The following is an 8,219-nucleotide window of genomic DNA, read 5'->3' on the forward strand; positions in this document are numbered from 1 at the left end:
GGTCGACGGCGGCGACGGCACCGATACGCTGGCGTTCAATCTGGGCCAGGGCCAGACGCGCAGCCTGAGCGGCCTGGGGACGATCAACGGCTTCGAGCTGCTCGCGGCATCGGGCGCCGGCACGCTCAATATCGATCGGAACGCCAGCTATCAGAGCGTCTCGATCGAGGGCGGGCATCTGAGCATTGCCGTCGGTACGACGCTCACCGCGCCGGTCGACGGCGGGGCCATGGCGGACCGGCTGACCGTCAGCGCCGGCGGCGCGCTGGCCGGGAGCGTAACGCTCGGCGGCGGCGACGACGTCGTTACCAATGCGGGGACGATCACCGGCGACGTCCGTCTGGGCGACGGCAACGATCGTTACGTCGCGCAGGCGGGCGGGGTCGTCACCGGCGCGATCGACGGCGGCGCGGGCGACAATACCTTCGTGTTCCGCCTCGAGGGCGCGCTGGGCAATATTCCGGGCTCGGTGGTCAACTTCAACTCGTTCGGGGTCTACGGCCCGGGCACGCTGACAGTGAATCTCGATCAGGGGCAGACCTACCAGAATCTCGAGATCCTCGAGGGCGCCAACCTCGTCCTGTCGGGAACCAACGGCAGCGTCGCCAATGTGATCGGCGATGCCAGTGCCCAAGCGGTCACGATCGACGGCGTGCTCACCGGTGGGGTTTCGCTGGGCGGCGGCAACGACAGCCTGTCGATGCAGTTGTCCGGGCTGCTGCAGGGCGCGCTCGACGGCGGCGAGGGTATCGACGCGCTCAACCTGACGCTCACCGGCGATTCGTCGATCAACGGCATGTTCGGCTTCGAGATCGCCAACATCACCGGCAGCGCGGTGCTGACACTGACCGGCGATCTCGGGTCCGACCAGCGCGTCAACTACAGCGGCGGCACCGACAACGAGCTGGTCATCGCCGCGGGCGCGACCTTTGCGGGCACGGTCGACGGCGGCAACGGGCACGACCTGCTGCGTGTCCAGTCGGGCGGAGCCCAGAGCCGCACCGTCGTCGCGTCGCAGATCCTCTCGTTCGAGGATCTCGTGTCCGAAGGCGCAGGCACGCTGGTACTGGCCGGGGGAGCCCACAGCTTCGAGAGCGTGGCCGTGAACGGCGGCAACCTCGAACTGGGCGCGGGCACGACGCTCGGCCTCAATGAGGGTCTCGTCTTCGACAGCGCCGACAACCGCTTCACCCTGAACTCGGGGGCATCGGTCGTCGGTCATGTCGACGGCGGCGCGGGCAATGACGTGCTCGCGCTGGTCCAGGCGGCGGGGACCACGCGCGTGCTGAGTTCGGTCGACGCGATCGGGTTCGAGCGGCTCGAGGCTTCGGGGGCAGGCGAACTGCGCGTCGACCGCAATGCGGGCTTCGCGAACGGCGTCGGGCTCGACGGCGGCATCTTCACCGTGGCCGCCGGCAACACGCTGACCGCCAACGTCACAGGCGGCGCGGCACGCGAGAGCGTCCGCGTCGCCGGACGGATCGAGGGCAATCTCGACCTCGGAGGCGGCGACGACTATCTCACCGTCACCGGCGCGGGGGCGATCACCGGCACGCGCACGGGCGGCGACGGCATCGACACGCTGACCTTCAACACCAGCGGCACCGCCACGGCGCCGACGGCGTTCGACGCGGGCGCGTGGACGGGCTTCGAGGCACTCAATGTCGAGGGCGGCGTAGTCTCGCTCACCGGCTCGGGCAGCTATGCGGCGATCAACGTCGCGGGCGGGCGCCTGATCGGCCAGGCGGGCAGCGTGATCAGTGCGACCAGCCCGATCGAGGTGGCGCGCGGCGCGACCTTCGGCTCGGCGGGCCGGGTCAACGCCGACATCCTCGTCATGGGCACGCTCTCCCCGGGCGCCTCGCCGGGGACGATGACGGTCAACGGCAATGTCAACTTCCAGCCGGGATCGAACCTCCTGCTCGAGGTCTCGCCGAGCGCGAGCGACCTGCTCAACATCTCGGGCACGCTGGCCATCGCCAACGGCGCGACGATGGACATCACCGGCGTGCTCCACGGGACGCCGGGCAACCGGCTAGACCTTGTGGTGGCGCAGGGCGGGATCACCGGCCGCTTCACGACGATCAACAAGTCGAACGACATTTTCGGCTTCGTCGTCCAGAACGGCAACCGGCTGCAGATCCAGAGCGAGTTCCTGAACGGGAACTACCCGACCAATATCAGCGCGAGCATCGACTATGCGAACGAAGTGCTGCGCGACGGCTATGGCGTGCAGGCCTTCACCGCGGCACTGCCGGTGCTCGTCGACGCGCAGGGCGCGATCAGCCAGCAGGCCTTCGCACAGCTGACGCCCGAGCCCTATGGCTCGGCGATCCAGCTCGCCGAGGAAAACAGCCTGCTGCTCGTCGACGGTGTGCACGGCGCGACCGCGACAAGGGGGGAGGGCGAAGGGCTCTACACTTTCGGCCAGTTCCTCGCCGGACGCGCCGACGTCGAGGCGACAAACGGGCGCAGTGGCGCCTCGGCATCGCGCGTCACCAATCGCGGCTTCTTCGCCGGGCTCGGCTACGGGCTGGGCGGGGGCACGCAGGTCGGCGCGTTCGTCGGCGGACTCGACAGCCAGCAGCGGATCGAGTGGCTCGGCGCGAAGACCGAGCTCGACGCACTGGCAGGCGGCGTGTTCGGCGATACGCGCCTCGGCGGCCTCGGGCTGCACGGGCTCGTGGCGTTCAACGGCGGCAAGGCCGAGACGAAGCGCGACATCCTCGCGCATGCGGGCATCGGCAAGGCGAAGTACGACCTGACCAGCTGGATCGCCGATCTCGGCGTCGACTATCAGCTCCGCTTCGGCGCCTGGACGATCGCCCCCAAATTGGGCGTCTCCTATGTCCGCAACAGCCGCGGCGCGGCGACCGAGCAGGGGCTCAGCGATTTCAGCCTGTCGGTCGACAAGGGGCATCGCAACGGCTGGTTCGGCGAGGCGGGAGTCGCCGCGAACGGCAGCTTCGACCTCGGCGGTGCGAAGCTCACGCCTTATGCCCAGATCGGCGTTCGCCAGCGGATGGGCGACGCGCGGGTGCCGGTCACCGGCCAGTACACCGGCGCCGACAGCAAGATCTCCGTCCTCGGGATCGAGCGCGAAGGCACCGCGATGCGCGTCGCGCTCGGCCTCGGCATCGATCTGAGCCAGGGGGTGCGGCTGCAGGCCGGCTATACCGGCGAGTTCGCCGGTACCAAGCGCAACAGCGTGATGGGGGGACTCAGCTTCCGCTTCTGATGTCTGCCCCTCGAGCCCCGAGGGGTCGCCGGTGGCACGGCCCGGATCCGTCCGGGCCGTGCCACTGAGGTCAGGCCGGTCGCGCAGGGAGCGGCGTCCGTCGCGGTCGTCGCCGCGTCGGCGGAGCAGGTCGCATCGGCGTCGTCGGCCTCGGCTCGCCGACTTACGGCTTCGGCGAACGCTCGTGTCCATCATGTTGGAGAAAGATCATGCCGAAAAGTTCATCCCGCCATGCCTTGCTGCTGGGGCTGTCGCTGGCCTGCGTCGCGGCGCTGCCCGCCGTCGCGCAGGATGCACCCGTTGCGGACCAGCAGGTGACCCAGCCCGCCGACGCGGCAGCCATCGACCCCTGCCAGGCACCGAAAAAGAAGAAGAAAAAGGGCCTCGGGCTTGGTGGGCTGTTCAAGGCGGCGCGCTCTTCGGGGCTGACCAACCTCGCCGGCATGGGCGGGCTGGGCAAGGGCGGCGCGCTCGCCAACGCGGCGATCGGCACCGCGGCGTCGCTGGGCGAGGCTGCGGCGGCGAAGGAAGCGGCGAAGCCGGTGGAAGGGGGCTGCTGACCCGACCTCCATCCGGCCCGGCCGCGATCAGGCGGGGACGTATGTCAATCTGAGCACGTCCTCGCCGATCCGATCGTGCGACATCAGGCGGAGCCGCGACCGGGGCGCGGCGAAATAGGGTGTGCCGTGGCCCAGCACCGCCGGGTGCAAATAGATGCGATATTCGTCGACGAGGCCGAGCTCGGTGAGGCTCCGCACCAGATCCGGGCCGGCGACTTCGATCTCTCCGTCGCACTCGGCCTTCAGCGCACGGATCGCGCCCGCGATATCCTCGCCGATCAGCGTGGCGTTGGGACCGACCGACTTCAGCGTGCGCGAGACGACCCATTTGGGCTGGCTCCGCCACGCCGCCGCGAAGGCGTGCTCCGCCGTGCTCCATTCGGGCTGATCGTCGTCCCAGTAGCGCATGAGCTCGTACATCTTGCGGCCATAGATGCTGCCCGTCTGGCTCCGCGCTTCCTCGATGAAATGGCCGAAGAGCTTGGGATCCGGCGCGAAGGCCATATGGTCATGGTCGACATAGCCGTCGAGGGACTGGTTCATTCCGAACACGAGCCTGGCCATCGCCACTTCCTTTCCCGCGCCGCGCGTCCGCGCGTTTCCGATTGCACCATGCAATCGGCCGGGGCGTTTGAACAGGAGGCACGGTGACGCGATGGCGGAGAGGGTGGGATTCGAACCCACGGTGGGCTTGCACCCACGGCGGTTTTCAAGACCGCTGCCTTAAACCACTCGGCCACCTCTCCGCTGCCGCCCCCGCTATCGCGCCGCGCGGCAGTACGCCACAAAATCTTGATCGATCATCGTCGCGGGGGGCTTCATGCCCGCCTCGGGCTGTGGCACACCATCGGAATGTTCGGTTTGCGTGCGATGCTAGGGAAGGCGGCGGCTCTGGCCGTGGCGGTGATTGTGGCGAGCCCGGCGGCGGCGCCGGCGGTCGCGCAGGATGAGAGCGGCTTCCAGGCCTATCTCCAGACGCTCGCGCGCCAGGCGCTGGCCCAGGGCGTGACGCGGCGCACCGTCGACATGGTGATCCCGACGCTCACCTATAATGCCCGCGTCGTCGAGCTCGACCGGCAGCAGCCCGAGACCCGGCCCAACGCGCCGATCTCTCCCTTCGAACCCTATCGCGCGCGCCATGTCGACGCGGCGCGGATCGGGCAGGGCCGCGCCGCCTATCAGCGTCAGCGCCCCCGGCTCGCGCGGATCGAGCGCGAGACCGGCGTGCCCGAATCGATCATGGTGGCGATCTGGGGGCACGAGACCAATTACGGCCGGGTGATGGGCGGGTTCGACCTGCCACGCGCGCTCGCCAGCCTTGCCTATGAGGGGCGCCGGCGCGATCTGTTCGCGAGCGAATTCATCGCGACGCTGAAGATGATCGATCGCGGCGTCCCGCGCTCCAAGCTGGTGGGGAGCTGGGCGGGCGCGTTCGGCGGGCCGCAATTCCTGCCGAGCGTCTATCTGCGGCTCGCGGTGGACGGCGATGGCGACGGGCTCGCCGACATATGGAGCAGCGAGGCGGACACGCTCGCCTCGATCGCCAACTACTTCGTCAATGCCGGCTGGCGGCCGGGACAACCCTGGGGCTTCGCGGTGCGCGTGCCCGAGGGGTTCAACCGCGCGGCGGTTGCCGGGCGCACCACCGCGCCGCGCTGCCCGCGCGTCCATGAGCGCCACAGCCGCTGGAAGACGATGGCCGAGTGGCGCGCGCTCGGGCTGGTGCCGCAGGGGCGCGGCTGGCCGGCCGACAATGTCCAGGCGACCCTGCTCGAGCCAGACGGCCCCGGAAGGACCGCCTATCTGCTCACGGGCAATTATCGCGTGATCCTCGACTATAATTGCTCGAATTTTTACGCTTTGTCGGTAGGCCTGCTCGCCGATGAAGTCGAACGCTAGCGCAATCGCCGCTCTTCTCCTCCTCGCCGGGTTCGGCGGGGAGCGAGCCCTTGCTTATGCCGCATCGGGATCGGGCGGACAGACGGCGCCGGGCGCCAGCTATCCGGTTCCCGGCACCGCACCAGCGCGTGCGCAGCCCCAGGCCGCGCCGCGGATCGATTATGCGACGGAGGCTGACCCGACCTCCGGGATGCAGGGCCCCCGCGGATCCTCGCAGCACACGCCCGGCGAGCAGCGCTATGACGAGATCGGCTATGCCGCGATCAACGAAATCGGCGCGGGCGTCACCGCGGTGCACGCGGGGCTGCCGGCCGATACGCTGGTCGAAGTGACGTCGCTGGAGAATGGCCGGACGATCGTGGCGCTGGTCACTGCAACCGATCCGAACGCCGCAAAGCCGATCACCCTCTCGGTGGGCGCCGCCCGCGAGCTCGGCCATGCCGAAAGCGGGCAGCTGCCGGTGCGCGTGCGGCGCGTGGCGGCGGCACCGGGCGACATGCTCGCGCTCCGCTCGGGACGCCCGGCACCGGCGCGGCCCGACACGCCGCCGGTGCTGCTCAATGCGCTGCGCAAGCATCTCGGCACGCCGGCGACGGTGGCGTTCGCGGCGGCGGTGGCGGCCGAGCGGCCCGCTCCCGCGCCGGTGCGTGCCACGCCCGCGGCCCGTCCACCGCGCCCCACGCCGCCGCCGCGCGCGGTGCGACCGGCCACGGGGGCGGGTTTCTACGTGCAAATCGCCGCACTTTCTAACGCCCGCAACGCGCAAGCGCTTGCACAGAGGATGGGCGGGTTCGTAAAGCAGGGCGGAGGGCTCCATCGCGTGCAGCTCGGCCCGTTCGCGACACGGCGGGAGGCGGAGGCTGCGCGGGGCGGGGCCGCACGCGCGGGTTATGGGGACGCGCGCGTACTCGCCGTCAACTAAGTACCGCGTGGGAACCCGATTATCATGAACAAGCTGATCGCCGCCTCGATCCTGGCGCTGGCCGTCGCATATCCCACCACCGCGCAGACGCCGCCCTTCGATACGCCCGCGCCGATCGCCTATCTGGAGGACCTGTCGTCGGGCGCGGTGCTCTATGCCAAGGACGCCGATCGGCGCATCCCGCCGGCTTCGATGGCGAAGATGATGACGGTCTATGTCGCGTTCGACCTGATCAAGCAGGGTAAGCTCAAGCTCAGCGACACCGCCGAGGTCCGTCCCGAGACGTGGAAGAAGTGGCACTCGCAGGGATCGACCATGTTCCTCGCGGTCGGCGAGAATCCGCGGGTCGAGGACCTGCTCAACGGCATCGTCACGCTTTCGGGCAACGATGCCTGCGTCGTGCTGGCCGAGAAGATCGCGGGGACCGAGGAAGCTTTCGTCAACCTGATGAACCAGCAGGCGAAGAAGCTCGGCCTCACCAACAGCCAGTTCGGCACCTCGAACGGCTGGCCCGACGAGGGGCGGACCTTCGTCACCGCGCGCGATCTCGCGCATCTCGCCAAGGCGACGATTCAGGACCACCCGCAGCTCTACAAGCAATTCTATTCGCGGACGTCCTACACCTGGGGCAAGACCCTGGGCGCCGGCGAGGCAATCACCCAGGGCAATCGCGATCCCTTGCTCGGCCGCGTGGCGGGCGCCGACGGGCTCAAGACCGGGCATACCGAGGAAGCGGGATACGGCTTCACCGGCTCGGCCGAGCAGAACGGACGCCGTCTGGTGATGGTCGTGGCGGGGCTCGACAGCTATGGCGGCCGCGCCGAGGAATCGGTGCGCTTCATGCAGTGGGGCTTCCGCGCATGGAGCCCGCAACCGATCGCGTCGAAGGGCAAGCGCATCGGCGAGGTCGAGGTGCAGGGCGGCGGATCGGGCAGCGTCGGCGTTGTCGCGCCGCGCGATCTCAATGCAACGATCCCCGCGGGCACTTCGCCCAAGATGACCGGCAAGCTGGTCTATCTCGGCCCGGTCAAGGCACCGATCAAGGCGGGGCAGCATATCGCCGACCTGATCGTCGAGACCCCGGGCATGCCGACGCAGACGTTGCCGGTGGTGGCGGAAGCCGATGTCGGCGAGGCGGGCTTCTTTCGCCGCGTGTGGTTGGGGCTGACTTCGTTCTTCGCCTGAGCCGTCACCCCGGCGAAAGCCGGGGCCTCGTGCCACGCGCCGCTCGCTCGCGGCCTGAGATCCCGGCTTTCGCCGGGAGGACGATTGGTGTCTAAAACGCTCATGCTCCTCGGCAACGAATCCGCCCGCGACGCGCTCGCTGCCGCCATAGCCAGCGGCGTGCTCCACCATGCCTGGTTGATCGCGGGGCCCGAGGGGGTGGGGAAGGGGGCGTTTGCCCGGGCGGCGGCCGCGCGGATGCTCGCCGAGGCGGCGGAGCCCCAGAAACTCAGCCCGGGCTGGGACGTGCCCGAGACCACCCAGACCGCGCATCTGATCGCCGCGGGCGCGCATCCCGATTATCGCGAGCTGGTGCGGCTGCCCAAAGACGCCGCCAAACCCGACGAGGCGCTCGCGCGATCGATCACCATCGCGC

Annotated in this window: 6 protein-coding genes, 1 tRNA gene and 1 pseudogene; 6 read left to right on the forward strand and 2 right to left on the reverse strand. The window is 69.4% G+C overall.

Going from position 1 to position 8,219, the window contains the following annotated elements:
- Positions 1 to 3,238 (forward strand): autotransporter outer membrane beta-barrel domain-containing protein (locus tag MT490_RS14705; protein WP_297389224.1); only part of this gene is annotated, 3,238 nt, incomplete at its 5' end.
- Positions 3,239 to 3,447: 209 nt separating this feature from the next.
- Positions 3,448 to 3,798 (forward strand): hypothetical protein, encoded by a 351-nt coding sequence (locus tag MT490_RS14710; protein ID WP_297389226.1) that lies wholly within the window; start codon positions 3,448 to 3,450, stop codon positions 3,796 to 3,798.
- A gap of 27 nt (positions 3,799 to 3,825) precedes the next feature.
- Here the strand turns inward: MT490_RS14710 and MT490_RS14715 are convergent, their stop codons facing one another.
- Complete coding sequence (locus MT490_RS14715; protein ID WP_297389229.1) at positions 3,826 to 4,362, reverse strand: dihydrofolate reductase family protein; 537 nt, start codon at positions 4,360 to 4,362, stop codon at positions 3,826 to 3,828.
- A 92-nt stretch (positions 4,363 to 4,454) separates the two neighbouring features.
- Positions 4,455 to 4,544, reverse strand: a tRNA-Ser gene (locus tag MT490_RS14720).
- A 124-nt stretch (positions 4,545 to 4,668) separates the two neighbouring features.
- Between MT490_RS14720 and MT490_RS14725 the strand changes: the two genes are divergently transcribed.
- The 4 genes and pseudogenes from MT490_RS14725 to MT490_RS14740 form a co-directional block, all read left to right on the forward strand.
- On the forward strand, positions 4,669 to 5,697 hold the full coding sequence (locus MT490_RS14725; RefSeq protein WP_297389237.1) for a lytic murein transglycosylase: 1,029 nt from the start codon (positions 4,669 to 4,671) through the stop codon (positions 5,695 to 5,697).
- Positions 5,681 to 6,619: an SPOR domain-containing protein gene (locus MT490_RS14730; protein ID WP_297389232.1), complete on the forward strand. Its 939-nt coding sequence runs from the start codon at positions 5,681 to 5,683 to the stop codon at positions 6,617 to 6,619. Before MT490_RS14725 ends, MT490_RS14730 begins: the two co-directional genes overlap by 17 nt.
- A gap of 24 nt (positions 6,620 to 6,643) precedes the next feature.
- Entirely contained in the window at positions 6,644 to 7,804 is a 1,161-nt protein-coding gene (locus MT490_RS14735) for a D-alanyl-D-alanine carboxypeptidase family protein (RefSeq protein WP_297389234.1), read from the forward strand.
- 102 nt (positions 7,805 to 7,906) lie between these two features.
- Positions 7,907 to 8,219: pseudogene (locus tag MT490_RS14740) on the forward strand (DNA polymerase III subunit delta'); the annotation flags it as partial.

Source organism: Sphingomonas sp., from assembly GCF_026460985.1.
Classification (GTDB): domain Bacteria; phylum Pseudomonadota; class Alphaproteobacteria; order Sphingomonadales; family Sphingomonadaceae; genus Sphingomonas.

What these genes read in the sequence shown, in the direction of transcription:
- MT490_RS14710 (WP_297389226.1), top strand. Translation starts at nt 3,448, where the DNA reads ATGCCGAAAAGTTCATCCCGCCATGCCTTGCTGCTGGGGCTGTCGCTG.
- MT490_RS14715 (WP_297389229.1), bottom strand. Translation starts at nt 4,362, where the DNA reads ATGGCCAGGCTCGTGTTCGGAATGAACCAGTCCCTCGACGGCTATGTC.
- MT490_RS14725 (WP_297389237.1), top strand. Translation starts at nt 4,669, where the DNA reads ATGCTAGGGAAGGCGGCGGCTCTGGCCGTGGCGGTGATTGTGGCGAGC.
- MT490_RS14730 (WP_297389232.1), top strand. Translation starts at nt 5,681, where the DNA reads ATGAAGTCGAACGCTAGCGCAATCGCCGCTCTTCTCCTCCTCGCCGGG.
- MT490_RS14735 (WP_297389234.1), top strand. Translation starts at nt 6,644, where the DNA reads ATGAACAAGCTGATCGCCGCCTCGATCCTGGCGCTGGCCGTCGCATAT.